Source organism: Pseudonocardia sp. ZF1, from assembly GCF_056835605.1.
Genome location: NZ_JAJNBY010000001.1, coordinates 1,233,833 through 1,260,257, shown reverse-complemented (window position 1 = coordinate 1,260,257; position 26,425 = coordinate 1,233,833). Strand labels below are relative to the sequence as shown.

General features: G+C 73.4%; 22 protein-coding genes. 7 read left to right on the top strand and 15 right to left on the bottom strand.

The genetic code is table 11. From position 1 onward, the window contains the following. The first annotated feature begins 91 nt into the window (after positions 1-91). Positions 92-757 carry a GntR family transcriptional regulator gene (locus tag ZF1_RS06365; protein ID WP_062400749.1) on the top strand — a complete coding sequence of 222 codons (666 nt, stop codon included), beginning with the start codon at positions 92-94 and terminating at the stop codon, positions 755-757. Here the strand turns inward: ZF1_RS06365 and ZF1_RS06360 are convergent. The 10 genes from ZF1_RS06360 to ZF1_RS06315 form a co-directional block, all read right to left on the bottom strand. Beyond that, positions 720-1,601, bottom strand: coding sequence for a bifunctional 5,10-methylenetetrahydrofolate dehydrogenase/5,10-methenyltetrahydrofolate cyclohydrolase (locus ZF1_RS06360; protein ID WP_482636721.1), 882 nt, complete (start codon positions 1,599-1,601; stop codon positions 720-722). The two genes, ZF1_RS06365 and ZF1_RS06360, sit on opposite strands and share 38 nt — an antisense overlap. Positions 1,602-1,644: 43 nt before the next feature. Beyond that, positions 1,645-2,265 carry a cyclodeaminase/cyclohydrolase family protein gene (locus ZF1_RS06355; RefSeq protein WP_482636720.1) on the bottom strand — a complete coding sequence of 207 codons (621 nt, stop codon included), beginning with the start codon at positions 2,263-2,265 and terminating at the stop codon, positions 1,645-1,647. Between the two features lie 87 nt (positions 2,266-2,352). Beyond that, the gene (locus ZF1_RS06350; protein ID WP_482636719.1) at positions 2,353-4,824 is read right to left on the bottom strand and encodes a GcvT family protein; all 2,472 of its coding nucleotides are present in this window, start codon (positions 4,822-4,824) and stop codon (positions 2,353-2,355) included. A 32-nt stretch (positions 4,825-4,856) separates the two neighbouring features. Next, positions 4,857-5,513: a sarcosine oxidase subunit gamma gene (locus tag ZF1_RS06345; RefSeq protein ID WP_357437416.1), complete on the bottom strand. Its 657-nt coding sequence runs from the start codon at positions 5,511-5,513 to the stop codon at positions 4,857-4,859. Continuing rightward, on the bottom strand, positions 5,503-8,289 hold the full coding sequence (locus tag ZF1_RS06340) for a 2Fe-2S iron-sulfur cluster-binding protein (RefSeq protein ID WP_482636718.1): 2,787 nt from the start codon (positions 8,287-8,289) through the stop codon (positions 5,503-5,505). Before ZF1_RS06340 ends, ZF1_RS06345 begins: the two co-directional genes overlap by 11 nt. Then, positions 8,286-8,576, bottom strand: coding sequence for a sarcosine oxidase subunit delta (locus tag ZF1_RS06335; protein ID WP_482636717.1), 291 nt, complete (start codon positions 8,574-8,576; stop codon positions 8,286-8,288). The genes ZF1_RS06340 and ZF1_RS06335 overlap by 4 nt, the downstream gene beginning before the upstream one ends. Positions 8,577-8,593: 17 nt before the next feature. Continuing rightward, positions 8,594-9,850 (bottom strand): sarcosine oxidase subunit beta family protein, encoded by a 1,257-nt coding sequence (locus ZF1_RS06330; RefSeq protein WP_482636716.1) that lies wholly within the window; start codon positions 9,848-9,850, stop codon positions 8,594-8,596. Then, a complete protein-coding gene (gene glyA / locus ZF1_RS06325; protein ID WP_482636715.1) occupies positions 9,847-11,151 on the bottom strand; it encodes a serine hydroxymethyltransferase in 1,305 nt (434 codons plus the stop codon). Before glyA ends, ZF1_RS06330 begins: the two co-directional genes overlap by 4 nt. A gap of 170 nt (positions 11,152-11,321) precedes the next feature. Beyond that, positions 11,322-12,491: an NAD(P)/FAD-dependent oxidoreductase gene (locus ZF1_RS06320; RefSeq protein WP_482636714.1), complete on the bottom strand. Its 1,170-nt coding sequence runs from the start codon at positions 12,489-12,491 to the stop codon at positions 11,322-11,324. Next, positions 12,491-12,844, bottom strand: coding sequence for a bifunctional 3-phenylpropionate/cinnamic acid dioxygenase ferredoxin subunit (locus ZF1_RS06315; RefSeq protein ID WP_482636713.1), 354 nt, complete (start codon positions 12,842-12,844; stop codon positions 12,491-12,493). The genes ZF1_RS06320 and ZF1_RS06315 overlap by 1 nt, the downstream gene beginning before the upstream one ends. A gap of 323 nt (positions 12,845-13,167) precedes the next feature. Here ZF1_RS06315 and ZF1_RS06310 point away from each other — a divergent pair, with 323 nt between their 5' ends. From ZF1_RS06310 to ZF1_RS06295, 4 genes are all read left to right on the top strand, one after another. Beyond that, positions 13,168-14,607 (top strand): MFS transporter, encoded by a 1,440-nt coding sequence (locus ZF1_RS06310; RefSeq protein WP_482636712.1) that lies wholly within the window; start codon positions 13,168-13,170, stop codon positions 14,605-14,607. A 97-nt stretch (positions 14,608-14,704) separates the two neighbouring features. Beyond that, the gene (locus ZF1_RS06305; protein WP_482636711.1) at positions 14,705-16,078 is read left to right on the top strand and encodes an L-serine ammonia-lyase; all 1,374 of its coding nucleotides are present in this window, start codon (positions 14,705-14,707) and stop codon (positions 16,076-16,078) included. A 3-nt stretch (positions 16,079-16,081) separates the two neighbouring features. Further along, positions 16,082-17,428, top strand: coding sequence for a bifunctional folylpolyglutamate synthase/dihydrofolate synthase (locus ZF1_RS06300; protein ID WP_482636710.1), 1,347 nt, complete (start codon positions 16,082-16,084; stop codon positions 17,426-17,428). Continuing rightward, positions 17,425-18,096, top strand: coding sequence for a GntR family transcriptional regulator (locus ZF1_RS06295; RefSeq protein WP_482636709.1), 672 nt, complete (start codon positions 17,425-17,427; stop codon positions 18,094-18,096). Before ZF1_RS06300 ends, ZF1_RS06295 begins: the two co-directional genes overlap by 4 nt. 89 nt (positions 18,097-18,185) lie before the next feature. On the opposite strand, the gene ZF1_RS06290 is transcribed toward ZF1_RS06295, so the two are convergent. Further along, entirely contained in the window at positions 18,186-19,076 is an 891-nt protein-coding gene (locus ZF1_RS06290; RefSeq protein WP_482636708.1) for a thioesterase family protein, read from the bottom strand. 145 nt (positions 19,077-19,221) lie between these two features. On the opposite strand from ZF1_RS06290, the gene ZF1_RS06285 reads away from it, so the two are divergent. Further along, entirely contained in the window at positions 19,222-21,315 is a 2,094-nt protein-coding gene (locus ZF1_RS06285) for an ATP-dependent DNA helicase (RefSeq protein WP_482638679.1), read from the top strand. A gap of 73 nt (positions 21,316-21,388) precedes the next feature. Then, a complete protein-coding gene (locus tag ZF1_RS06280) occupies positions 21,389-21,805 on the top strand; it encodes an organic hydroperoxide resistance protein (RefSeq protein WP_482636707.1) in 417 nt (138 codons plus the stop codon). A 22-nt stretch (positions 21,806-21,827) separates the two neighbouring features. On the opposite strand, the gene ZF1_RS06275 is transcribed toward ZF1_RS06280, so the two are convergent. Genes ZF1_RS06275 through ctaD form a run of 4 tightly spaced genes read right to left on the bottom strand, consistent with a single transcriptional unit; the run spans position 21,828 to position 26,235 of the window. Beyond that, a complete protein-coding gene (locus ZF1_RS06275; RefSeq protein ID WP_482636706.1) occupies positions 21,828-22,448 on the bottom strand; it encodes a carboxymuconolactone decarboxylase family protein in 621 nt (206 codons plus the stop codon). A 10-nt stretch (positions 22,449-22,458) separates the two neighbouring features. Continuing rightward, a complete protein-coding gene (locus ZF1_RS06270) occupies positions 22,459-23,214 on the bottom strand; it encodes a peptidyl-tRNA hydrolase (RefSeq protein ID WP_482636705.1) in 756 nt (251 codons plus the stop codon). Further along, positions 23,211-24,422: a phosphoserine phosphatase SerB gene (serB, locus tag ZF1_RS06265; RefSeq protein WP_482636704.1), complete on the bottom strand. Its 1,212-nt coding sequence runs from the start codon at positions 24,420-24,422 to the stop codon at positions 23,211-23,213. Before serB ends, ZF1_RS06270 begins: the two co-directional genes overlap by 4 nt. Positions 24,423-24,480: 58 nt before the next feature. Beyond that, positions 24,481-26,235, bottom strand: a complete 1,755-nt coding sequence (ctaD, locus tag ZF1_RS06260) for an aa3-type cytochrome oxidase subunit I (RefSeq protein ID WP_062404257.1) — start codon at positions 26,233-26,235, stop codon at positions 24,481-24,483. Positions 26,236-26,425 lie beyond the last annotated feature (190 nt).

The following is a 26,425-nucleotide window of genomic DNA, read 5'->3' as shown; positions in this document are numbered from 1 at the left end:
TGTAGATAGTGCATTGATATATCAGTCTCGGTCAAGAGGTGTGGGCACGTCCGAGGACTGTTACCCACACATGTCGCGTTAACATGCGACGGTGACCGCTCTTCCCGACGACGCCGAGCCGGAGTACACGTCCCTCGCCGACAAGGCGTACACGGTGATCCGGGATCGGCTGATCATGCTCGACATCCCGCCGATGACGGCCATCGACGACGTCGCCCTCGCCAAGTCCCTCGAGGTCGGTCGCACCCCCGTCCGGGAGGCGCTCAAGCGCCTCGAGATCGACCGGCTGGTCGTCTCCTACCCGCGCCGCGGGACGTTCGCGACCGGCGTCGACATCACCGACCTCGCCTACATCTCCGAGATCCGTGTGCAGCTCGAGCCGCTCGCCGCGCGCCGCGCCGCCGAGTACTCCGGCCCCGCGACCCGGGCCGACCTCGCCGAGCTGGCCGACACGATCGACCGGATCGACGTGCGCACACTGGACCGCGACGAGCTGATGCGCTGGGACCTGCACGTGCACCGGACGATCTACTCCGCGGCGGCCAACCCGCACCTCGAGGACACCCTGATCCGCTACGACAACCTGGCGACCCGGATCTTCTGCCTGTTCCTGGACCGGATGACCGACTTCGACCGGCACGTCGGCGAGCACTCGGGGCTGCTGCGGGCCATCGCGGGCCAGCAGGCCGACGAGGCGGCCGAACGGGCCCGCGCGCACGTCATCGGGTTCGAGAAGGCGGTCCGCCAGGTCGTGTGAGCGGGTCTCGGACGTGGGCGCGCGCCGAGCGGACGGTGTGCGCGAGCAGCAGCGCCGTGGTCACCGGACCGACACCACCGGGCACCGGCGTGAGCGCCCCCGCCCTCCGCGCGACGTCGACCGCGTCGACGTCGCCGACCAGGCTGCCGTCGGACGCGGTGTTGGTACCGACGTCGACCACGACCGCGCCGTCGGCGACGTGCTCGGCGCGGATCAGCCCGATCCGCCCGACCGCGACGACCAGCACGTCCGCGGTGCGGGTGTGCTCGGCGAGGTCCTTGGTGTGGCGGTGGCAGATCCCGACCGTCGCGTCGCGCTGCAGCAGCAGCTGGGCGGTCGGCTTGCCGACGACCAGCGAGCGCCCGACGACGACCGCGCTGCGCCCGGCCAGCTCGACGCCGTGGTGGTCGAGCAGCTCGAGCACCGCGGCCGCGGTGGCCGGCGGGTAGGCGGGTAGGCCCGCGGCGAGCCGGCCCGCGGACAGCGGGTTGGCGCCGTCGACGTCCTTCTCCGGGACGATCGACGCGGCCAGCTCCTCGACCCGCGCGCCGTCGGGCAGCGGGGTCTGCAGGATGATGCCGTGCACGGTGTCGTCGCTGCTCAGGCGGGCCAGGGTGGCGCCGATGAGCTCGGGCGCGGCGTCCGGGCCGAGGTCGACGACCTCGCACTCGACGCCGACCCGGCGGGCGGCACGGGACAGCGAGCGGACGTACCAGCCGGCGCCCTCGTCGGCGGTGGCGACGACGACGGCCAGCCGCGGTGCGACGCCGAGCAGGGTGAGCGCGGCGGCCTCGGCGTGCACGCCCTGGCGCAGCTCGCGGGCGCGCGCGGTGCCCTCGAGCACGACGTGGTCGGGGTGGGGGTCGGCGGGGTGGGGGCCTGCGGGGTCATCGGCGGATCTGCTCCCGTACGTCGTCGGTCACCGTGTCGGCCCGGCGCAGCAGGTCGTCGACGCCGGCCAGTGCCGCGGACAGCTCGCTGCGCGCCGGCGGGTCGGTGAGGCCCGCCAGGTTGATCTCGACGTTGAGCCGGGCGGTGCTGGCTGCGGCCCGTGCGGCGTCGGCCGCCGCTCCCACGTCGCTGATCACGGTGGGGTTGCCGATCGGCCGCAGCCGCTCGGCGAGGCCGACCACCTGCTCCGCGGCGCGGATGACCTGCGCCGGGATCCGTCCCGCCTCGACCAGTGCGGCGGCGATCGCCGCGGTGCGGCCCTTCTTCGCCTCCTCGGTGTCGCGCGGGAGTGCATAGGCCGCGCCGACCGCACCGAACGCGCGGGCGTCGTCCTCGGCGAGTCCGAGGCCGGTGATGCGCAGCGCGTCGGCCCGGTTGCGGATGTCGAGGACGGCGTCGGCGTGCTCGGCGTAGCGGTCCCCGTCGGTGTAGCGGGCGACCATGCCGAGCAGGGCGGCGGCCTGCGCGAGGTGCAGGCCGGCCGTCGCGCCGCCCCCGGGAGCGGGGACGCGGGCGGCCAGGTCCCAGAGGAACCGGTCGAGGGTGTCGGAACGCATGGGGTCCTTCCGTGCGGCGGTGCGACGGGCGGGTGGCACGTCGGGGCCCGGGGCCCGGCGGGTGGGCCGGGCCCCGGGTCGTGCGGGTCAGCGCCGGATGCGGCTCATCTCCGGGTCGAACAGCGGCTCGGCCGCGACCGAGGCGCGGATCCGGCGGTCGAAGTACTGGATCTCGACCGCTCCCCCGACCGGCAGCCCGGCGGGCAGCCAGGCGTAGGCGATCGGGGTGCCCAGGGTGTAGGCGTACGCCGCGGAGGTGACGTAGCCGGCGGGCTGTCCGTCGACGAGGACGGCCTCGTGACCGAGGACGACGCTGCGGCCGTCGTCGATCGTGAGGCAGGTCAGCCTGCGGGTGACGGCGTCGGGGTCGATCTTCTCGACGGCTGCGCGGCCCACGAAGTCGCCCTTGGTGTGCGGGCGGACCGCGAAACCGAGACCGGCCTCGTACGGGTTGTGCTCGGTGGACATGTCCGCGCCCCAGGAGCGGTAGCCCTTCTCCAGCCGCAGGCTGTTGAACGCCGCGCGCCCGGCCGCGACGACGCCGAGCGGGCGCCCGGCCTCGTACAGCACGTCCCACAGCTTCCGGCCGTACTCGGCGCTGGTGTAGATCTCCCAGCCGAGCTCGCCGACGTAGGACAGCCGCATCGCCGTCACCGGGATGCCGGCGATGTGCGCGGACTTCGCGCGGAAGTACTTCAGCCCCTCGTGGGAGAAGTCGTCGCCCGACAGCGGCTGCACCAGGTCGCGGGCCAGCGGGCCCCAGACGCCGATGCAGCAGGTACCGCCGGTGATGTCGCGGACGACCACCGAGTGGTCGTCGGGCAGCGCACGCCGCAGATGGTCGAGGTCGAGGTGGGAGTTCGCGCCGACCTGGAACAGCTGCTCGCCCAGCCGGGCGACGGTGAGGTCGCTGCGGACGCCGCCGGCCTCGTCGAGCATGAGGGTGTAGGTGACGGCGCCGACGGACTTGTCCATCGTGCCGGTGGTCAGGCCCTCCAGGAACGCGCACGCACCCGGCCCGGACACCTCCAGGCGCTTCAGCGGGGTCATGTCGTACATCGCGACCGCGGTGCGGGTCCGCCACGCCTCGACCGCGACGACCGGCGAGTGGAACATCGCCGACCACGCGTCGCGGGACGGGGCACGCCACTCGGCGGGCAGGTCCTTCGCCAGCACCGCGTTGGCCTCGTACCAGTGCGGACGTTCCCAGGCGTGGGACTCCAGGAAGAACGCCCCGAGCTCGCGCTGGCGGTCCACGAACGGGCTGGTCCGCAGGTCGCGCGGGGACAGCTTCGGCTGCAGCGGGTGCAGCACGTCGTAGATCTCGATGAAGTTCTGCTGCGAGGTCTCGTCGACGTAGGCGTCGGTGGTCTCGACCTCGTCGAAGCGGTGCACGTCGCAGCCGTGCAGGTCGAGCTCGCTGCGGCCCTCGACGAGCAGCTGCGCAACCGAGCGGGCGACGCCGGAGGAGTGGGTGACCCACACGGCCTCGGCGATCCAGAAGCCGGCGACGTCGGCGGACTCGCCGATCAGCGGGCCGCCGTCGGGGGTGAAGGAGAAGACCCCGTTGAAGCCGTGCTCGATCGTGGAGCGCTGCAGACCGGGCAGCAGCTGCGTGCTCTGCTCCCACTGCAGCGCGAAGTCGTCGGAGGTGAAGGGCAGCATCGAGGGCTGGGTGCGCTCGCCTACCTCGCCGTCGCCGACCTCGGGCAGGTCGGAGATCGACACCGGCATCGGGCGGTGGGCGTAGGAGCCGATGCCGATGCAGTCGTTGTGCTCGCGGTAGTAGAGGTCGGCGTCCTGGTGGCGCAGGATCGGCAGCCGCGCCTCGATCAGCTCGTCGTTGCGGCCGACGAGCTGCTCGACCTGGGTGGTGCGGGCGTACTGGTGGGCCAGGGGCAGCAGCGGCACCCGCATCCCGACGAGCTTTCCGAGCTCGCGGCCCCAGAACCCGGCGCAGGACACGACGATGTCGGCGGGGACGGTCTCGCCGTCGGCGGTCTCGACGCCGGTGACCCGGCCGCCGGACTGCGCGATGCCGGTGACGCGCACCGAGCCGCGGAAGACCGCACCGCGGGACTCGGCACGCCGGGCCAGCGCGACGACCGCGCGGGCCGCCTTGGCCAGGCCGTCGGTGGGGGTGTGCAGGCCGCCGAGGACCTGGTCGGCGTCGAGCAGCGGGTGCAGCCGCGCGCACTCGGCGGCGTCCACGACCGACGCCGGGACCCCGCGGGAGACCGCCCAGCCCCGCTTGCGGTGCAGGTCGGCGAGCCGCTCCGGGGTGGTCGCGACCTCCAGGCCGCCGACCTGGTTGAAGCACCAGCCGCCGTCGACGTCCAGGCTCTTCAGCTTCTCGACGGTGTAGGTCGCGAACGCGGTCATGGTCTTCGACCCGGTGGTCTGGAAGACCAGGCCGGGGGCGTGCGAGGTGGAACCGCCGGTCAGCGGCAGCGGCCCCTGGTCCAGGACGGTGACGTCGGTCCAGCCGCGGGTGGTGAGCTCGTCGGCCAGGTTCGCCCCGACGATCCCGGCTCCGATGATGACGACACGGGGGGTCATGGTGGTCTCCTTCTCGGTGGTCGTCGGGCGGGTCAGCCGGCGAGGGCCGGCGACGCGGCGGGGTCGGCGGCGGGGTCGTCGCGGAACTCCTGGGCGGCGTCGAGCAGCCAGTCGGCGAGGTGGCCGGCGAACGAGCTGCGGACGTGCACGTCGAGGACCGCTCCCCCGTCGGCGTCGGCGGCGGCGTCACGGGCCAGGAGGAGCACCCCCGCCCCGCCGAGCAGCGTCTGGGCGCTGCGCCCGGCCGGGAACGAGCGCGGGTGCAGGTCCAGCGAGCAGCCGAAGGACAGCAGCTCGCGGGCCAGGCGCCCACCGATCCGCAGCACGACCCGCTGGGCGGAGGTGTCGACGGCGGCGCCGCCCGCCTCCCCGGCGACGAGCGCGCGCAGCGCCGCCTCGGAGACCGCGGCGTTCGCGGAGCGGCTGGTGACCAGCCACTCGTCGGGTCCGAGCCAGACGACCTCGCCGTCACCGGCGGCGACCCAGGTGTTCGCACCTGTCGGCAGCGCGGTGCCGAGCGCGGCGTCGACACCGGCGCGGGCCGGGCCCGCCGGGTCGAGACGCAGGGTCACCGACTGCGCGGTCGGCAGGACCTCGACCGAGAGGCCGCCGTCGGTGTCCCGGGCGAGCCCGGTCAGTGCCGTGGCGTGGGCGTCGAGCGGGTGCGTGGTGGCGAGCTCAGCCGTCACGGCGGGCTCCTTCCGGGTCGACGAGGACGGGTCCGGTGATCTCGACCGGGACCAGCGCCCCCTGGTGCGGGACGTGCACGACGTCGCCGATGCGGTCGCGCCCGCCCTCGAGCAGGGCCAGCGCGAACGGCCGCTCCAGCTCCGCGGACAGGTAGCTGGACGTGACGTGGCCGAGCATCGGGACCGGCGGCGGGGGCAGGGTGCCGTCGGGCGAGAACTCGACGATCTGCGCCCCCTCGGGCAGCCGGGTGCCGCGGTCGGTGGGGAGCAGCCCGACCAGGTGCCTGCGCATCGGGTCGGTGTTGGAGGCGCGGGCGAAGGAGCGCTTGCCGACGAAGTCGACCTTCTTCTTCGACACCGCCCAGCTCATCCCCAGGTCGTGCGGGGAGACGGTGCCGTCGGTGTCCTGCCCGATGATCGGGTAGCCCTTCTCGGCGCGCAGCACGTGCATCGTCTCGGTGCCGTAGGGGGTGATGCCGTACGGCTCGCCGGCCGCGACCAGCCGCTCCCACACGGCCAGGCCGTACCGGGCGTCGACGTTGACCTCGAAGGCCAGCTCCCCGGAGAAGGAGATCCGGGCCAGCCGGACCGGGACGCCGTCGAGCTCGGTGTCGCGCCAGGTCATGAACTCGAACGCCTCGGCGGAGGCGTCGACGTCGCGGAAGACCGCCGAGATCACCTCACGCGAGCGGGGCCCGACGACCGGGAACACGGCCCAGTGCTCGGTGACCGAGGTCAGGTTCACCTTCAGGTGCCCCACCTCGGTCTGGCGCCAGTCCTCGAGGTGGTCGAGCACCGAGGCCGCGCCGCCGGTGGTCGTGGTGAGCAGGAACCGGTCCTCGGCGATGCGCAGCACGGTGCCGTCGTCGGTGACCATGCCGTCGTTGCCGCACATGACGCCGTAGCGGACACGGCCGACCTTCAGGCTGCTCATCAGGTTCGTGTAGACGAGGTCGAGGAACGTGTCCGCGTCCGGGCCCTGGACGTCGATCTTGCCGAGCGTGGAGCCGTCCATGATCGCGACGTCGCGGCGGGCCGCGGCGCACTCGCGCAGCACCGCGGCATCCATGTCCTCACCGGCCCGCGGGAAGTGGCGGGGCCGCTTCCACTGGCCGACGTCCTCGAAGACCGCGCCGTGCGCGACGTGCCACGGGTGCACCGCGGTGGTGCGGACCGGGTCGAACAGCTGCCCGCGCTCGCGGCCGGCGAGCGCGGCGAACGGGACCGGGGTGTAGGGCGGGCGGAACGTGGTGGTCCCGAGGTCGCCCGCCGGGCGGCCCAGCAGCTCCGAGGTGATCCCGGAGGCGATGGTGCCGGAGGTCTTGCCCTGGTCGTGGGCGGTGCCGATGGTGGTGTAGCGCTTCACGTGCTCCACCGAGCGGAGCCCCGCGCCGACGGCCCGCTCGATGTCGGCGACGGTCGCGTCCCGCTGGACGTCGACGAACTGGCGCGCGGAGTCCCCCGCGGTGCGCCACAGCACCAGGCCGGGCGTCCGCACCGGCTCCGGGGCGGAGCTCGGGGCGTCGCCGCCCGCGCCCTCGGACAGGCAGCCCGCCAGGTCGAGTGTGCCGTTCGCGGCGCCGATGACCTCGGTACCCGCGATCGCGGCGCCGGGGCGGAACGCGCCCAGGCCGGCGTCGAAGACGAGCTGTCCGCGCACGTGGCTGAACAGGTGCGCGGTGGGCGTCCAGCCACCGGAGACCAGTAGCAGGTCGCACGCCAGCACCTCGGTGCCGTCGCCGGTCGCGACGTGCGCGGCGGACACCCGGCCCGCGGCGTCGCCGTCGGAGCCGACGACGGTGGCGTCCGCCGTCACGGTCACCCCGGCCTCGGTGCAGGCGCGGGCCCGCTCGGCGGGCAGCTCGGCGCGGGCGTCGACGAGGGTGACGCGTGCCCCGGCCCCGGCCAGGTCGGCGGCGGCGAGGTAGGCGGCGTCGTCGGTGGTGAACACGACGACCTCGCGGCCGGCGAGCACGCCGTAGCGGTGCAGGTACTCCCGCGCCGCGGAGGCGAGCATGACGCCCGGCCGGTCGTTGTCGGCGAACACCACGGGACGCTCGATCGCGCCCGCCGCGACGACGACCCGCCCGGCGCGGATGCGGTGCACCCGCTGGCGGGACCGGTTCGTCGGGGCGGCCGCACCGAGGTGGTCGGTGCGCCGCTCCAGGGCCAGGACGAATCCGTCGTCGTAGTGGCCGAACGCGGTGGTCCGCTGCAGGTGCAGCACCTCCGGGTTCTCCGCGAGCTCGGCGACGACGTCGGCGACCCAGCGGTGCGCGGCGCGCCCGTCGATCCGGTCGGTCGGGACGAGCGCGCCACCGGCCTCGGGACGGTCGTCGACGAGCACCACGCGGTCGCCGCGGCGGGCCGCGGTGCGCGCGGCGAGCAGTCCGGCCGGGCCGGCGCCGATCACCAGGGTGTCGCAGTGGGCGTGGCGACGGTCGTACCGCGCGGTGTCGGGGACCGTCGCGAGCCGGCCCTGCCCGCTGAGGCCGCGGGCGACCAGGCCGTCGTAGAGCTCGACGGTGGCGGCCTGCAGCATCGGCTCGGGGAACGGCTCCTCGATCTGCACGAGGCCGACCGGGTCCTCGGTCCAGGCCCCGCCGATGCCGCGCGGGCGGCCGAGCTTGACCGAGCCGCCCAGCACGGTGACGCCGTGCGCGAGCAGCGCGGAGGCCAGCGTGTCGCCCGGGTGACCGGTGTAGGTGGTGCCGTCGAAGACGAAGGTCAGTGTACGGGTGCGGTCGATGCGCCCGTACCCGTCGACGCGGGTCATGTGCGGGTCCCCGGGATCTGCGGCCGGGCCTCGCCCATCGGGTAGACGGCGAGGAACCGGTAGGTGTGGGTGTCACGGACGGCGTTGAACCAGCGGCGGCAGCCCGCGGAGTGGCTCCAGCGCTCCGCGAACGGGCCCTTCGGGTTGTCCCGGAAGAACACGTAGTGCGCCCACTGCTCGTCGTCGAGCTCGGCGGGTGCGGCCGGGTACTCGACGTGGGCCTGGCCGCCGTAGTGGAACTCGACCTCCTCGCGGGGGCCGCACCAGGGGCAGTCGATGAGTTGCACGGTGGTGGCTCCTGGGGTCAGTGGGCGACGCCGGCGGCGCCGTGCTCGTCGACGAGCGCGCCGGTGACGAACCGGTCGAGGGAGAACGGGGCGATGTGCGGGTGCAGCTCGCCGGTGGCGATGGTGTGGGCCAGGCACCAGCCCAGCCCGGGCGTCACCTTGAAGCCGCCGGTCCCCCACCCGGAGTTGACCAGCACGTTGGAGTACGGAGTGCGGCCGACGATCGGCGAGGCGTCCGGGGTGACGTCGACGATGCCCGCCCAGCTGCGCAGCAGGTGCGCCCGCGCGAACACCGGGAACAGCTCGACCGCGGCGGCCATCTGGCGCTCGATGATGTGGAAGGCGCCGCGCTGGCCGTACCCGTTGTAGGAGTCGACGCCGGCGCCCATCACGAGCTCGCCCTTGTGCGCCTGGGAGACGTAGACGTGCACCGCGTTCGACATGACGATCGTCGGGTGCACCGGCTCCAGCAGCTCGGACACCAGCGCCTGCAGCGGGTGCGACTGCAACGGGGTGTCGACGCCGAGCCGGTCGAGCAGGGTGGACGTGTGCCCGGCCGCGCAGAGCGCGACCTGCCCGCAGGCGATGTCGCCCCGGCTGGTGCGGATCCCGGTGACCCGGGCCGTGCCGTCCTCGACGGAGCCCTCGGTGAGGAAGTCCAGCACCTCGCAGTCCTGGATGAGATCCACCCCGGCCTCGTCGGCGCGACGGGCGAAGCCCCAGGCCACGTAGTCGTGCTTGGCGATGCCGGCCCGGGGCTGGTAGGTCGCCCCGAGCACCGGGTAGCGGATGTCGTGCGAGACGTTCACGATCGGGCAGATCTTGGCGACATCGTCGGGGCCGACGTACTCGGCGTCGATCCCGTTGAGCTTGTTCGCCTCGACCCGGCGGACCGAGTCGCGCACGTCCTGCTCGGTGTGGGCGAGGTTCAGCACGCCGCGCTGGGAGAACAGGATCGGGTAGCCGAGGTCCTCCTCCAGCCCCTCCCACAGCTTCAGCGCGTGCTCGTAGATGAAGGCCGACTCGTCCCACAGGTAGTTGGAGCGGATCAGGGTGGTGTTGCGGGCCATGTTGCCGCCGGCGAGCCACCCCTTCTCCAGCACCGCGACATTGGTGATGCCGTGGTTCTTCACCAGGTAGTGGGCGGTGGCCAGACCGTGCCCGCCGCCGCCGACGACGACCACGTCGTAGGAGCGCTTCGGCTCGGGGTTGCGCCACAGGGCGTCGGGGTGCTCGGGCAGGTGCGCCCCGGGGGGTGTGTTCCGGGTGCTCATGCCGTCAGCTCCGGATAGAGGGGGTGGCGGTCGGCGAGGACGGTGACGCGGGCGGCCAGCTCGTCGAGCTCGGCCTCGCCCGCGGCGGGGCGCAGGGCGCGGGCGATGATGTCGGCGACCTCGGTGAAGTCCTCGGCACCGAAGCCGCGGGCGGCCAGCGCGGGGGTCCCGATCCGGACCCCGGAGCTCACCATCGGCGGGCGCGGGTCGAACGGGACGGCGTTGCGGTTGACCGTGATGCCGACCCGGTGCAGGCGGTCCTCGGCCTGCTTGCCGTCGAGCTCGGAGTCGCGCAGGTCGACCAGGACCAGGTGGACGTCGGTGCCGCCGGAGACCACGCCGACGCCGGGCTCGGTCACCAGCCGCTCGGCGACGATCCGGGCGCCCTCCAGCGTGCGCTGCTGCCGCTCGGCGAACGCGGGCTCGCCGGCGAGCTTGAACGCGACGGCCTTGGCCGCGATCACGTGCTCGAGCGGGCCGCCCTGCTGGCCGGGGAAGACCTGTGAGCTGAGCTTCTTGGCGTGCTCGGCGCGGGCCAGGATGATGCCGCCGCGCGGGCCGCCGAGTGTCTTGTGGGTGGTGCTGGTGACGATGTCGGCGTAGGGCACCGGCGACGGGTGCAGCCCGGCCGCGACGAGCCCCGCGAAGTGCGCCATGTCGACCATCAGGTGGGCGCCGACCGCGTCGGCGATCCGCCGGAACTCGGCGAAGTCGAGCTGCCGCGGGTAGGCCGACCAGCCGGCGATGATCAGCTTCGGACGGCGCTCCCGGGCCAGGCGCTCCACCTCGGCCATGTCGACGCGGTGGTCCTCGGCGGAGACGTGGTAGGCGGCGACGTCGTAGAGGCGGCCGGAGAAGTTGAGCCGCATCCCGTGGGTGAGGTGCCCGCCGTGGGCCAGGTCCAGGCCCAGGATGGTGTCGCCGGGGTTCAGCAGCGCGGCCATCGCGGCGGCGTTGGCCTGGGCGCCGGAGTGCGGCTGGACGTTGGCGTAGTCGGCGCCGAACAGCGCCTTCACGCGGTCGATGGCGAGCTGCTCGATGACGTCGACGTGCTCGCAGCCGCCGTAGTAGCGGCGGCCGGGGTAGCCCTCGGCGTACTTGTTGGTGAGGACCGAGCCCTGTGCCTGCATGACGGCCAGCGGGGCGAAGTTCTCGCTGGCGATCATCTCCAGGGTGCCGCGCTGGCGACCCAGCTCGGCGGCGACGGCCGCGTGCACCTCCGGGTCGGTCTCGGCGAGCGTCCCGTCGAGGACCCGCGTCGCACCGTCCGACGGACCCCGATCCACGGCGAACGTCGTCATGGGCACCTCCAGATATCTTCTTCAGAAGACTGATATATCAACTGTCCGCGCTCAGCCTCGCACGGCACTCCCGGCAGGTCAAGAGGCTGATCGAGGTGCGTGCGAGCGGGTCCGGACACGCCTGCGGCGCAGGTCCACATGAGGACCTGCGCCGCAGGTGACGGACCGGGTCAGGCGAGCCGTTTCGCCAGCTCCCGCCGCATCCGCCCGAAGGGCCGGGGACGGTCGACGCCGAGCACGCCGACGGCCTCCCCCGCGGCGTCGCGGAACACGGCGAGGAACCCGCCGTCGGCCTCGGGGTCCCCGTCCTCGATCCGGACCGAACCGTCCTCGGCCCGGTGCCCGGCGAACTGGATGGTGTGCCCGTACTGGTCGGACCAGAAGTAGGGCACCGCGTGGTGGGCCGGCAGCGAGTGCTCGGTCCCGAGCAGCGCCGCGGCCGCGACCGCCGGTTGCTGCAGCGCGTTGGTCCAGTGCTCCAGGCGCAGCCGGGAGCCGGTGTAGTCGCGCTGGGTGCTGGCACAGTCCCCCACCGCCACGATCCCGGGCAGGGTCGTGCGGCCCGCGGCGTCGGTGACGACACCGTCGTCGAGCTCCAGGCCGGAGCCGTCGAGCCATTCGACGTTCGGGATCGCGCCGATCCCCACCACGACCACGTCGGCGGGCAGCTCGCGGCCGTCGGTGAGCTCGACCCCGGTGACCCGGGGCGAGCCGACGAGCCGGGCCACGCCCGTGCCGAGGTGCAGCGACACCCCGGCGGCGGCGTGCAGGCGGCCACAGGCGGTGCCCATCTCGGGCCCGAGGGCCCGCTGCAGCGGCACCGGGGCCGCCTCGACGATCGTGACGTCCAGACCGAGGCCGTGGGCGGTCGAGGCGACCTCGGCCCCGACGAACCCGGCGCCGATCACCACCAGCCGCCGGCCCGGGGTGAGGTCGGCGCGCAGGGCGCGGGCGTCGTCCAGGGTGCGCAGGGTGTGCACCCCGCCGGGCAGCTCACCCGGGAGGTTCCGGGCGCGGGCACCCGTGGCGAGGACGACGGCGTCGGCCGAGAGGGTCGAGCCGTCGTCGAGGGTGACGGTCCGGGCCGGACCGTCGAGGGCGAGTGCGGTGCGACCGAGGCGCCACTCGACGTCGAGGGCGGCGTCGTCGTCCTCGGTCAGGGCGATGGCGTCCTCGTCGGAGCTCCCGGCGAGGAACTCCTTGGACAGCGGAGGGCGGTCGTAGGGGGCGTGCTTCTCGTCGCCGACGACCGTGATCGTCCCGGTGAAGCCCTGGGCGCGCAGGGCACGCGCCGTGGCGAGGCCGGCGAGCGAGGCGCCGACGACCGTGACGTCGCGCATCAGGTGCCGGCCCGTACGCCCGGGCGGACGCCGGTCGCAGCACCGGAGGCGGGGACCGACTCGACGACGTGGACCACACCGTCGGCGACCACCACCTGGTGCGTGCGGACGGGGGTCTTCGCGGGCGGGCCGCTCGGCATCCCGGTCCGCAGGTCGAAGCAGGCCGCGTGCAGCGGGCACTCCACCGCACAGTCCTCGAGCCATCCGTCGGACAGCGAGGCGTCCTGGTGGGTGCACGTGTCGTCGATGGCGTAGAGATCGCCGTCGACGTTGAAGACGGCGATGGGCACCGTCCCCTGGACACGAACGGACTCCCCGACGGGGATGTCGGACAGCTCGCCCACGAAGATCATGCTTCCTCCACTGTTGCCTATCGCGAAACTCGCCATGCCATGCGCAACCGTATGGTGAGGCCGCAGGTCGCAGCCGTCAACGAGCGATTTCTCGGCCGGCCCGGACGGGGCATCGGCGTCACGACGTGGAAATGTGAGCGGCTGTCCCCGGTGACCGAAAAGCCCCGAAAACCGGCACCGGCACACTCCGGGCCGCCCGTCGACGAAAGATATATCACTCGTGGACACGTGACACCATGACCGCGAGAATGATGGTGTGGCGATACTGCATCGCCACGTCGGCGTGGCTGCCGCGGCGCGGCCGATCGATCCGAGGAGACCCCATGACCGACGGACCGCGCAGGCCCCGACGCCGCGGCCCGGTCGCGGTCGAGGAGGAGCGCACGGTCCGGCGGGCGGCCGCGGCGGCCTCGGTCGGCAACGTCGCCGAGTGGTACGACTTCGGCCTCTTCTCCTTCCTCTCCGCGGTGGTGCTGAACCGGGTCCTCTTCCCGGAGGCCGGCGAGTGGTCGCTGGTGCTGACCCTCGCCACGTTCGCGGCCGCCTTCGTCGTCCGACCGCTCGGCGGGTTCGTGTTCGGGCCGCTCGGGGACCGCATCGGCCGCACCCGGGTGCTCGCCTTCACCGTCCTGCTGATGACCGTCGCGACGCTCGCGCTGGGCTTCGTGCCCTCCTACGAGACGGCCGGGATCGCCGCGCCGCTGCTGGTCCTGCTGATCCGGATGCTGCAGGGCTTCTCCGCAGGCGGGGAGTACACCGGCGCACTGACCCTGGTCGCGGAGTACGCGCCCGACCGCCGTCGCGGCTTCTTCGGCAGCTGGCTGGAGTTCGGCACGATCACCGGCTACACCCTCGGCGCCGGTGTCTGCGGCGTGCTCGTCGCGGTGCTGCCCGAGGAGGACCTGCTCGCCTGGGGCTGGCGGATCCCGTTCCTGCTCGCCCTCCCCCTCGGGATAGCCGGCATCTACCTGCGGATGCGCCTGGAGGACACCCCGGCGTTCCGGCAACTGATGGAGCGCTCCCCCGCGCTCGCGACGATGCCCTACCGGCGGGCGATGCAGATCCTGGTCCGCCGCTACCGGGCACCGGCCCTGGTGACCGCGGCACTGGTGGTCGCCTGGAACGTCACCAACTACGTGCTGACCAACTACATGCCCACCTACCTGACCGGGACGCTCCCCCGGCACGGCCAGCACGGCGCCTCCGGGGCCGCCACCGGCGCCATGCTCGTCGCGGTCATGCTGGGCATGCTCTGCGCGATCACCGCGGTGGGCAGGCTCAGCGACCGGGTCGGCCGCAAGCCGGTCCTGATGGTCACGAGCCTGACCCTGGTGGGGGTCGGGCTGCCCGCGGTCTGGCTGATGCGCGACGGCATGATCGGCCAGTTCGTGGGCCTGCTGCTGATGGCGACGGTGCTGGTCGGCTTCGCCGCGGTGCTGCCGTCGACACTCCCCGCGCAGTTCCCGACGATGGTCCGCTACGGCGGCCTGGGCGTGGTGTTCAACCTGTCGGTGTCACTGTTCGCGGGCACCGCGCCGACGCTGATCGAGACCGCCGTGACCGCCACCGGCAACCTCGACTGGCCGGGGTACGCCCTCGTCGCCGCCGGCCTCGTCGGCGTGGTCGGCGTGGTGTTCCTGCCCGAGACCGCGGGCCGCCCGCTGGCCGGGGCCGCCCCGCTGACCTCCAGTGCGGACCTGCCCCCGCCGCCGATGTCGCCCGAGGGCGTGCCGCTCGAGCAGCCCTACGACCACACGCACTGACCCGCCGCGGACCGACCCTCGCACCCCTCTTGGCATGTTTGATATATCAGTCTAACATCGTCGACATGACCAGAGCCCGGCGTGGATCGGAGCGGCCGTGAGCATCTCCGTGTTCGACATGTTCACGGTCGGGATCGGACCCTCGAGCTCGCACACCGTGGGCCCGATGCGGGCCGCGGCCCGGTTCGTCGCGCGGCTCGCCGCGTCGGGCGAACTGCCCCGCACCGCGTCCGTGCGGGTCGAGCTGTTCGGCTCCCTCGGCGCGACGGGACACGGCCACGGCAGCGTGAAGGCCGTCGTGCTCGGGCTCGCCGGGCACGAGCCGCACCTCGTCGACCCGGTCGCCGCCGACCCGATGGTCGCCGACGTCCACGCGGAGGGGCGGATCCGCCTCGGCGGGGTCCATGAGATCACCTTCGCTCCCGACGACGACGTGGTCCTGCACCGCAACCGCCGGCTCGACTTCCACTCCAACGGCATGCTGCTGCAGGCCTTCGACGCCGTCGGCGCCGTCCTGGACAAGCGCGAGTACTACTCGGTGGGCGGCGGCTTCGTGCTCGACTCCGACGAGGCGGGCCGCCCCGTCCTGGTGGAGGACGCGACCCCGGTCGCCCACCCCTTCACCACCGGCGACGAGCTGCTCGGACTCACCCGCGCCCACGGGCTGTCGATCTCCGGCGTCATGCTGGCCAACGAGCTGTCCCGGCGCACCGAGGACGTGGTGCGCAGCGAGCTGCTGCACATCTGGTCGGTGATGCGGGAGTGCGTCGAGCGCGGCGCCCGCACCGGCGGCACCCTGCCCGGCGGACTGAAGGTCCGGCGCCGGGCGATGGCGCTGCGCGAGCGGCTGGAGGCCGCGACCGGCGAGCCGGACGCGCTGCACGCGATGGAGTGGGTGACGCTCTACGCCCTCGCCGTCAACGAGGAGAACGCGGCGGGCGGGCGCGTCGTCACCGCCCCCACCAACGGCGCCGCCGGGATCGTCCCGGCCGTGCTGCACTACGCCGAGCGCTTCCTGCCCGGCTTCGACGACGACTCCGTCGTCCGGTTCCTGCTCACCGCGGGCGCGGTCGGGCTGCTCTTCAAGGAGAACGCCTCGATCTCCGGCGCCGAGGTCGGCTGCCAGGGCGAGGTCGGGTCGGCCTGCGCGATGGCGGCCGCCGGGCTCGCCGAGATCATGGGCGCCACCCCGGAGCAGGTCGAGAACGCCGCCGAGATCGGCATCGAGCACAATCTCGGGCTGACCTGCGACCCGGTCGGCGGGCTCGTGCAGATCCCGTGCATCGAGCGCAACGCGGTCGCCTCGATCAAGGCCATCACCGCGGCGCGGATGTCGGCGCACGGCGACGGGGTGCACCACGTCTCGCTGGACAAGGCCATCAAGACGATGCGGGAGACGGGCGCGGACATGAAGGACAAGTACAAGGAGACCGCCCGCGGTGGTCTCGCGCTGAACATCGTCGAGTGCTGAGCCGTGTTCTCCGGACAGGACGAGCTGGAGCGGTTCCTGCTGTCGCGCCCGGCCACCGGGCGCCGCAACGGCACCGCACCCGACGCGCCCCGTGAGCGCACCCGCGAGGTGCTGGCCGGGCTGGGTGACCCGCAGGAGGCCGTGCGGACCGTGCACGTCGCGGGGACGGCGGGCAAGGGGTCGGTGTGCGCGTTCGTCGCGTCGCTGCTGACCCGGCACGGGTTCCGGGTCGGCGTGCAGGCCTCGCCGCACGTCTACGGCATCCGCGAGCGGTTCCGCACCGGTGACCTCCCGGTCCGCGCGGACGTGCTCGACGACCGGCTCGCCGCCGTCGCGCGTTCGGTGGCCGCGGTCGAGGCGCGCCGGGGCGAGCGCTGCTCGTTCTTCGAGGTCGTGACCGCACTCGGGTTCGCCGCCGTCGCCGGACGGGCCGACTACGCCGTCGTCGAGACCGGTGTCGGGGGCAGGCTGGACCCGACGAACGTCGTCGCCCGCCCGGACAAGCTGGCCGTGCTCACCGCGATCGGCCTGGACCACGTCGACATGCTCGGCAGCACGCTCGGCGAGATCGCGACGCAGAAGGCCGGGATCCTGCCGGTCGGCGGCCGCGCGGTGCTGGCCCGTGGCGGCCCCGAGAGCGACGCCGCGGTGGCCCGGGAGGCGGTGCGCCGCGACACCCTGGTCGACGTCGTGGACGTCGCCGTCGCCGCCGCGCTGGCCCGGACCGGCCCGGCGGGAACCATGGTGGACCTGGCCGGGTGGTCGGACGTGCCGCTGGGTCTGCACGGCAGGCACCAGGCCGGGAACGCGGTGCTGGCGCTGCATGCGGTGTCGGTGCTCGCCCGGCGCGACGGCTGGCGGCTCGACCCGCTCGCCGTCCGTCAGGGACTGGCGCTGACCTCGCTGCCGGGGCGGTTCGAGCGGCGGACCGTCGCGGGCACCCCGGTGGTCCTCGACGGCGCGCACGACGCACTGAAGCTGTCCGCGCTGGCCACCACGGTGGCCGAGACCCACCCGGGACGCCCGGTGACCTGGGTACTGGCGCTGGCCCGGGACAAGGACCTGGGCGAGGCCGTCCGGGCGGTCGCCGGGGCCGGGGCGCGGGTCGTCGCGACCGGGCTGCCGGGCGGGGAGCACGCGTCGCGGCACTGGAGCCCGTCCGAGATCGCCGCGGCCGCGGGGGCGGCCGGGGTGCCGGCCGTCGCCGTCGCGGACCCGGCCGACGCCGTCGACCACGCCCTGACGACCGGCGGGGGCGACCCCGTCGTGGTGACCGGGTCGTTCCGGCTGCCCGGCGCGGTCGCGTCGCGGCTGGACCGCCCGGCCGTTCCCGAGGGGCAGCCCGCATGACGATCACCGAGGACGTGTTCGTGGACTTCGACAGCCCGCGGTCGCTGGCCGACCGGGCCTACGTGGCGATCCGGGACCAGCTGATCATGCTGGAGATCCCGCCGCTGGCCCCGATCGACGACGAGGCGCTGTCGACCCGGCTCGGCCTGGGCCGCACCCCGGTGCGCGAGGCGCTGAAGCGGCTGGAGACCGAGCGCCTGGTCGTGTCCTACCCGCGGCGGGGGACGTTCGCGACCGCCGTCGACATCTCCGACCTGCGCGACGTGTGCGAGGTCCGGACCGTGCTGGAACCGACCGCCGCGCGGCGGGCCGCCGTCGTCGCCCCGCGGTGGCGGCGTGACGAGCTGCGTGAGCTGGCCGTGCGGGTGGCGTCGCTGGAGGCGCCGCGGATGGGCCGGACCGAGCTCATGCGGTGGGACGTGACGGTGCACCGGTCGGTGTACCGGGCCGCCGGGAACCCGTACCTGGAGGACACACTCACCCGCTACTACCACCTGGCCACACGGATCCACTGCCTGTTCCTGGACCGCATGGACCAGGTCGGCCACCACGTGCACGAACACGTGGCACTGCTGGAGGCGATCGCCGCCGGCCACGCCGACCGCGCCGAGGCCGTCAGCCGCGACCACGTCGTCGGCTTCGAGACCGCCGTCCGCGCGGTCCTCTGAATCGGGCCCTCCGTCGACGGGATGCGGCTCAGCGGGGTGTGGAGATCCACAAGTCCCGCTGCGCCGCATCTCGGTGGATCGTGGCGGGGTCAGTCCCGGAAGCGGAACGGGGCGAGCTTCTCCGCGAGGAGGACCGGGTCGCCGTCCTCACCCGGGGCGTGGTGGGCCCCCTCGGCCTCGGCCAGGCCGATGAGCTCGCGGTCGTGGAACAGACCGCAGACGTAGCGGACGGTGTCCTCGCCGATCTCGGTGACCGCGACGCGCATCTGGTAGATGCCCGGGTAGTGCACCTCGGAGAGGTACTGGACCGACAGCGTCGACGGGGAGAGCCCGTCGAGCGGTCCGCCCGCGGGGTAGCCCAGCACGTCGGAGTGCAGCTCGGCGAGGCCGTCGAGGTACCAGGAGGCCAGCGCGACGTTGTTCACGTGGCGGTTGGTGTCCAGGTCGGTGAAGCGGGTGCGGACGTCCCAGCGGAACGGGTAGTTCTCGCGGACGGCGCGGGCGTCGCCGCGCTCGGGACGGACCGGGGCGGGGGACTCGATGCGCAGGGTGGTCAGCGCGCCGCGGACCTCGTCGGTCAGCGGGGTCGGGGCGTCGCCGTCGGTGTGCACCGAGGTCGACTCGCCGGTGGCGACGCACTCGTCGCCGGCGAAGACCGCGTACCGGTAGGAGAACGAGGTGGTACCGATGTGGCTGACGCCGACGCCGATCCGGTAGGAGCCGGCGACCCGCAGCGGGGCCAGCACGTCGACCCGGATGGCGGCGAGCAGCAGCCGCACGCGGGACTGCAGGCGGGCCACCAGGTCGGCGCCGAAGGTGTCGCGCTCGACGGCGACGCGGGCGTCCTCGAACCAGCGCACCAGGGCGTCGCGGCCGATCCGGCGGCTCGGGTCGAGGTCGGCGTAGCGGGCCTCGTGCTCGATCAGCACCGGGAACATCCCCGGCTCGGGCACGGTCGGCGTCGTGATGGTTGCTGTCACCCCCCCATGGTGACGCTGTGTCGCCGCTCACCGGCAACCGGCCGCCCGATATCACACCCGGTGAGCGGCCCGGGTACGCCGGGTGCGCGGTCCCGGGTGCCGGGCGGCACGGTCACGGCCGGGCCTGTCGGGGGCGCTCGGTAACCTGCCGGACGTGCCTCCCCCCTCGACGGCCCCCGTGCGGACCCAGGACCTGCCCGGAGTGCACGAGCTGCTCGAGGTGGCCGTCACCTCGGTCGGCGGCTCACGCCGCGAGGGCCAGGACCGGATGGCCGACGCGGTGCGCCGCTCGCTGTCGTCCGGGGAGCACCTGGCCGTGCAGGCGGGCACCGGCACCGGGAAGTCGCTGGCCTACCTCGTGCCCGCGATCCGGCACGCGATCGCCCGCGACACCACGGTCGTCGTCTCCACGGCGACGATCGCGCTCCAGCGCCAGCTCGTGGACCGGGACCTGCCGCGCGTCGCGAAGAGCCTGAAGAAGGTGCTGGGCCGCGAGCCCACCTTCGCCATCCTCAAGGGGCGGCGGAACTACCTGTGCATGAACAAGCTCCACGGTGACATGGGGGACGCTGCCGACGATTCCGAGGAACTGTTCGACGCGTTCGCCATCTCGGCGCTCGGGCGGCAGGTGAAGCGGCTGCACGAGTGGTCGTCGGACACCGAGACCGGGGACCGCGACGAGCTGGTCCCCGGCGTCCCGGACTCCGCGTGGCGGCAGGTGTCGGTGACGGCGCGGGAGTGCCTCGGCGCGAGCCGCTGCCCGGTCGGCGAGGACTGCTTCGCCGAGAAGGCGAAGGCCGAGGCCGGGCGGGCCGACATCGTCGTCACCAACCACGCCCTGCTCGCGATCGACGCGATGGGCGAGGCGCAGGTGCTCCCCGAGCACGACGTGGTGATCGTCGACGAGGCGCACGAGCTCGTCGACCGGGTCACCGGCGCGGCCACCGCCGAGCTGACCGCGGGCACCGTCGCGACCGCGGCCCGGCGCTGCGGCAAGCTCGTCGACCAGGACACCGCCGACCGGCTCGCGGAGGCCGGTGAGGGTCTCGCCGCGGTGCTGGAGGACATGCCCCCCGGGCGCTGGGAGTCGCTGACCACCGCCGCCGCGGGCGCACTGAACGCGATCCTCTCGGCCGGGGCGGGCTGCCGGCAGTCGATGGGCGCGAACAAGCGCAGCGACGACGCCGACCCCGAGGGCGCCGCCGCGCGCAAGCTCGCCCAGGCCGTGCTCGACGAGGTCGTCGACACCGCCGCGCGGCTGCTGGAGACGTTCTCCGAGACCGACGCGGCCACACGCCGCGACGTCGTCTGGCTGGGTGAGCAGGGGCCCGACGGCTCCCGCCACAAGGTGCTGCGGGTCGCGCCGCTGTCGGTGGGCGGGCTGCTGCGCGAGCGGCTGTTCAACACCCGCACCACCGTGCTGACCTCGGCGACCCTGGCCCTGGGCGGGTCGTTCGACGCGCTGGCCCGGCAGTGGGGCCTGCCCGCGTCGCAGCCCAGGGAGGCGGGGTCCACCCCACCGTCGAGCGTCGACGAGGGGCACGGCCCGGTCCAGGACCCGGAGGCGCCGCGCTGGCAGGGCCTCGACGTCGGGTCCCCGTTCGCGCACGCCAAGTCCGGGATCCTCTACCTCGCCCGGCGGCTGCCCAGCCCCGGCCGCGACGGCCTCGCGCCGGAGACCCTCGACGAGATCGAGGGACTCGTCCGCGCCGCCGGGGGCCGCACGCTGGGTCTGTTCTCCTCCACCCGCGCGGCGAAACAGGCCACCGAGGCGCTGCGCGGCAAGCTCGACACCCCCCTGCTGTGCCAGGGCGACGACTCCACGATGCTGCTGGTGAAGCGGTTCGCCGAGGACCCGGAGACCTCGCTGTTCGGCACGCTGTCGCTGTGGCAGGGCGTCGACGTGCCCGGTCCGTCGCTGTCCTGCGTGATCATCGACCGGATCCCGTTCCCGCGCCCGGACGACCCGCTGATCGCGGCCCGGCAGAAGGCCACCGACGCGCGCGGCGGGAACGGCTTCCTGTCGGTGTCGGCGACACACGCGGCGCTCCTGCTCGCCCAGGGCGCCGGACGGCTCCTGCGCGCCACGGACGACCGCGGCGTCGTCGCGATCCTGGACCCGCGGATCGCGACCGCGCGCTACGGCGGCTTCCTGCGGGCGAGCCTGCCCCCGTTCTGGGAGACCACCGACCGGGAGAAGGTGCACGGCGCGCTGCGCCGGCTGCGCGAGTCCTCGTGACCGGCTCCATACGGCGGACGGGGCCCGACCCGAGATAGGTTGTGCGCAACCAATCGAGTTCGGAGGCGCACCCATGGCGAACTACACGACCGAGGCCACCTCGACCGGCGGCGGCCGCGACGGCCACGTCCGCAGCGACGACGGCTTCATCGACCAGGACCTGAAGATGCCGCCGGAGCTGGGCGGCCCCGGGGGCGCCACCAACCCCGAGCAGCTGTTCGCCGCGGCCTACGCGGCCTGCTTCCACGGCGCGCTGCGGCTGGCCGCCCGCACGGCGAAGACCACCGTCCCCGACGACACCCAGGTCACCGCCACCATCCAGCTGGCGCCCGACGACGTGAGCTTCCACGTGGCCGCCGACATCACCGCGCACCTGCCGGGCCTGGACCAGGCGGCCGCGGACGAGCTCGTCGAGGCCGCCCACCAGGTGTGCCCGTACTCCAAGGCCACCCGCGGCAACGTCGAGGTCAGCCTCACTGCGACCGTCTGACCTGGCCACGGCGTCCTGCCGGTCACGGCGCCGGGGGGATCTCCGGCGCCGGGATCTCGAAGGCGTTGAGCAGCGCCGACACCGACAGGTACATGCCCGTCAGGTGGACGGTGTCGAGCATCCCGTCGCGGCCGAGTGCGGCCTCGGCCGCGGCGTAGGTGTCGTCGGCGACCCGGTGGGTGCGGACCAGCTCGTCGACGAAGCGGTGCACGACGAGCTCGTCGCCGGTCAGCACCTGCGCCGCGGTGCCGTCGAGCAGGGCCTGCACCGCGTTCTCGTCCAGCCCGACCGAGCGGGCGACGGCGGTGTGCGCGTACAGCTCGTAGGCCGCACCCCAGGCCGCGCCGACGGTCAGGATGACGACCTCGCGGACGGTCGCCGGCAGGGACGACTCCTGCCGGTCGGTCGCGACCCACCGGTTGAACGCCGCACCCGGTCGTGGGCGCAGCACGAACGCGTTGAACGGGCCGATGAGGCCGCCCTCGTCGTCGGTCGCGGCGAAGCCGGACTCCTCGGCCCAGCGGGCCGTACCGGAGCGGATCCGGTCGACGGCGGCGCGCTGCTCGTCGTCGAGGTCGAGGGTCTCGTTGCGGGGAAGCCGGCCGCCCCAGTCACGGGCGCCGGCAGACGGATGTGTGGTCACACCCGGTGGATCACCGCCGGGGTGCGGCGGCAAACGCGGCGTGGGCCATTGCCAAGCAGGTCATGGTGCCCGGATCGACCTCGGTGAAGCCCGCGTCGCGCACCCCGACCACGCCGTCGGTGCCGTCGTCGGCGGCCGGGCACAGCCGGTCCCAGGCGGCCCGGTCCGCGGTCCGCACCGCGCACACCGGTGCCGCACCGACCGGCCAGCCGAGGGCCGCACCGAGCAGCATCGTGGCGTGCCCGACCTGCGCGGCGGCCTTGCCGACCGTCATCTCCGCGTACGGGGACAGCAGCACCAGCGGGGAGCCGGGATCGGGCGGGCCCGGCTCGTCGACGGGCAGCTCGGTGCCCCCGATCTGCAGCCGCGACACCGCCTTCGGCGTCTCGTCGACCGGTCCGGGCACCAGCGCGCGGGCCTCGGCGTCGCCGACCCGCACCGTCACGCCGGGCAGCTCCTGGACCGCACGCCAGTGCGCGCCGCGCGCCCGGCGGGCGATCTTGCGGATGCGCCCGTCCACCCAGGGGGCGACGGCGTCGGACCATTCGCCGCCGGGCTGGGCACGCGGGTCGGTGCAGACGGCGACCGCGGCCGTCGCGGCGGCCTCCAGCAGCGCGGTGCGTCCGGGGAGCGGGTCGCGCTCGATCCGCAGCACGACCGGCATCGCCCGGACGACGCCGTCGGCCTCCGGCGCGATGTCGCGCTCCCTCGCCCCGGCCCCGTAGCGGCCCGCGAGCAGATGCAGGATCGGCGCGGGACCGGTCACGCCAGCGGGACCCGGCGGAGCACACCCTCGGCGGCGTCGGCGGCCTCGACCTCGGTGCGGGTGATGCCCAGGACGAACAGCACGACGTCGAGGTAGGGCACCGACACCGAGGTGTCGGCGATCTCACGTAGCGCCTGCTTGGCGTTGAACGCCACCCCGAGCCCGGCGGTGGAGAGCATGTCGATGTCGTTCGCGCCGTCGCCGACCGCGACGGTCTGGTCGAGCGGGATGTCGTGGGTCTCGGCGAACCGGCGCAGCGCGACAGCCTTCCCGGCCCGGTCGACGACCTCGCCGACGACCCGCCCGGTCAGCGTCCCCCCGGAGATCTCCAGCTCGTTCGCGGCCACGAAGTCGAGCTTGAGCTCGCGGGCGAGACCGGCGATGACCTGGGTGAACCCACCCGAGACGACGCCGCAGCGGTAGCCGAGCCTGCGCAGCGTGCGGATCGTGGTGCGGGCGCCGGGGGTCAGCTCGATCCCGGCGGCCACCTCGTCGACGACGGAGGCGGGCAGCCCCTCCAGCGCGGCGACGCGGCGGGTCAGCGACTCGGTGAAGTCGAGCCGGCCCGTCATGGCCTCCTCGGTGACCCGCCGGACCTCGGCCTCGACGCCGGCCCCGGCGCGGGCGGCCAGCATCTCGATGACCTCGCCCTGGATCAGGGTGGAGTCGACGTCGAACACGATGAGCCGCTTGCTGCGCCGGGCCAGCCCGGCCCGGGCCACCGCGACGTCGACGCCCGCCTGCCGGGCCACCCGGACCAGCCGCCTGCGCAGCGTGCCGGGCGGGTAGGCGTCGGCGTCGCCCTCCGGGACCGGGGAGACGAGCAGCTCCAGCCCGGTCACCGGGTAGTCGGCGACCCGGCGGATGGAGTCGATGTTGGCGCCGACCGCGGCGAGCTCCGCGGCGATCGCGCCGAACGCGCGGGCCGTGATCGGCCTGCCCAGCACCGTGACGACGTGCGTCGACGGCGTCCGGGCGGCCTGACGACCGTCGCGCTGGATCTCGATGTGCACGGTCATGGCGATGGAGTCCATCGCCGCGCCGACCGTCTCCTGCAGGTCCTCCGGGTCCCCCGCCGGCACGACGAGCGCGCCCAGGGTGAGCCGGCCGTTCACCACGACCTGTTCCAGGTCGAGCAGCTCGACTCCGGCCGCGGTGAGCGCGGTGAACAGGACGGAGCTGACACCAGGCCGGTCCGGCCCGGTCACCGTGACGAGCACGGTGGGCCGGGCCGGACCGGGAGGGACGGTGTGGACCGCCGACACCTCAGTTCGACTTGGGGTCGTCGTCCGGCATGGACTCCTTGCCGACCGACTGCGCGAGGACCTCGGTCGGGTGCGCCCGGTTGCCGACGTGCGCCTCGGCGCGCGCCTTCTCGACCAGGTGCGGGTAGTGCAGGTCGAACGCCGGGCGCTCGGAGCGGATCCGGGGCAGCTCGGTGAAGTTGTGCCGCGGCGGCGGGGACGAGGTCGCCCACTCCAGCGAGTTGCCGAAGCCCCACGGGTCGTCGACGGTGCACACCCGGCCGAACCGGTAGCTCTTGAACACGTTGTAGAAGAACGGCAGCGTCGAGGCACCGAGGATGAACGCGCCGATCGAGGAGATCGTGTTCAGCGTGGTGAAGCCGTCCGAGGGCAGGTAGTCCGCGTAGCGACGCGGGTAGCCCTCGTTGCCCAGCCAGTGCTGCACCAGGAACGTCAGGTGGAACCCGACGAAGGTCAGCCAGAAGTGGATCTTGCCGAGCTTCTCGTCGAGGAACCGGCCGGTCATCTTCGGGAACCAGAAGTAGATCCCGCCGAAGGTCGCGAACACGATCGTGCCGTAGAGCACGTAGTGGAAGTGCGCGACGACGAAGTAGGTGTCCGACACGTGGAAGTCCACCGGCGGCATCGCGAGCAGGATGCCGGTCAGGCCGCCGAAGAGGAACGTGACGAGGAAGCCGACCGAGAACAGCATCGGCGTCTCGTAGGTGATCTTGCCCTTCCACAGGGTGCCGATCCAGTTGACGAACTTGACGCCCGTCGGGATGGCGATGAGGAACGTGGTGAAGGCGAAGAACGACAGCATGATCGCGCCGGTGGCGTACATGTGGTGCGCCCACACCGCGACCGACAGCGCCGCGATGGCGATGGTCGCGAAGACCAGGCCCTTGTAGCCGAACAGCGGCTTGCGGGAGAACACCGGGAAGATCTCCGAGACGATGCCGAAGAACGGCAACGCGACGATGTAGACCTCCGGATGGCCGAAGAACCAGAACAGGTGCTGCCAGAGCACCACACCACCGTTGGCCGGGTTGAAGATCTGCGCACCGAGGTGGCGGTCCGCGGCCAGCGCCAGCAGCGCGGCGGTCAGGATCGGGAACGCGATCAGCACCAGCAGCGCGGTGATGAAGATGTTCCAGGTGAAGATCGGCATCCGGAACATCGTCATGCCCGGCGCGCGCATGCAGACGATGGTCGTCACGAAGTTGACGCCACCGAGGATCGTCCCCAGACCGGAGACGACCAGACCCATGATCCAGAGGTCACCGCCCGGCCCCGGCGAACGCACCGCGTCCGACAGCGGGGTGTAGGCGAACCAGCCGAAGTCCGCCGCGCCGCCCGGGGTGAGGAAGCCGGAGACGACGATGATGCCGCCGAACAGGTACAGCCAGTACGAGAACGAGTTGAGCCGCGGGAACGCGACGTCGGGGGCACCGATCTGCAGCGGCACGATGTAGTTCGCGAAACCGAAGACGATCGGCGTCGCGAACAGCAGCAGCATGATCGTGCCGTGCATGGTGAACAGCTGGTTGTACTGCTCGGTCGACAGGAACTGGAGCTCCGGCCGCGCGAGCTCGGCGCGGATCAGCAGCGCCATGACCCCGCCGACGGCGAAGAAGCCGAACGACGTCGTCAGATAGAGGATCGCGATGTCCTTCGGGTCCGTCGTCCTCAACATCTTGAGGAACGTGGATCCCTTGCCCTCACGCCGCGCCGGATACGGGCGCGTCGAGATCGGCTTGGGCTCGACGGCTGTCACCTGGGCCTCCATGCACTTGCCTGACCTGAGCACGTCCTCGCGGACGGGCAGACTCTACTTCCCGACCGGCGAGCGGCGCCCGTCCGGTCCGGGAGATCCACTCCGTGGGTCCCGGCTCGTCGCACGGCGCGCGCCGATTGTGCTCTACGAAGAGTAGAACCGACAGCCCCCGACCGCGCACTCAGGGCGC